This is a genomic window from Pseudonocardia sp. N23 (assembly GCF_002583555.1).
Lineage (GTDB): Bacteria > Actinomycetota > Actinomycetes > Mycobacteriales > Pseudonocardiaceae > Pseudonocardia.
On record NZ_BEGX01000121.1, the window covers coordinates 38,126 to 38,976 of the forward strand.

Consider the following 851-nt stretch of genomic DNA (forward strand, 5'->3'; position numbering starts at 1 on the left):
CCCCTGTGGTGGAGGTGTTGTTGCCGCGTTCGGTGACCTGGTCGTTGACGGTGCTGCCGGTCCCTGTCCTCTTGTCGCGGGCCTGCACGATGATCTGGGCGAGCTGGCGCGCTGCGGGATCGGAGTTGCCGGTCAGCTCAGCGAGGAGGGCGTCCGCCTCGGCCGACCACCCGCCCGCACCGGCACCGGTGCCCGGACCAGCGTCGGTGCCTGCTCCAGCGTCGTTGCCCGGGTCGGCGACGCCTGCGGCGCTGTCGCCGGGGTTGGAGTCGAGTCCGCAGACCTGGAGGCCGTCGGCGGGCAGTGCGCGGACCGCGGCGGCGAGAGCGCCACCGGCGAGCAGCACGGACCCGGCCGCGGCGCTGGGCACGATCACCGGCCCGGGCCCCCCGCCCGTGCCTGCACCTGTGGCCGTGCTGGTGTCGGCGGCTTTCTCGATGCTGGTCCGGAGGTCGGCGGGGGTGGGGGAGTAGCCGGCCTTGACCAGCGCGACCGCGAGCGTCCCGGCGGCTGGGTCACTGCTCATGGCGGCCAGCGTCGAATCGGCGAGGTCGTGTACGCGCTGGCGCCAGCCAGACGCGACCGAGGGCGTGATCCCCAACGCGCGGATGCCTGAGCTCAGCGCCGCGGCGCGGGCGTCCGAGCCGGCGAGAGTCAGTGAGGTCACCAGCTCTCGGACCTGCCCGAGGAGCTTCTCTGCCTGCTCGGGCGTGAGCTGCCCGGCGCCGCCGCCCGGACCACCGGTCGTGCCGGAGTCCTTGGCGGTGGTGGTGTTGGTGGTGGTGTGGACGGTGCAGGTCCTGGTGTCGGTCTGGTCGGCGACGAGCGCGGGGGTGGTGGTCAGGGCCGGT

1 pseudogene is annotated in these 851 nt (G+C 74.1%); it reads right to left on the reverse strand.

The annotated features are described in order from the left end of the window. Positions 1–851, reverse strand: a pseudogene (locus TOK_RS33600) (transglycosylase); the annotation flags it as partial.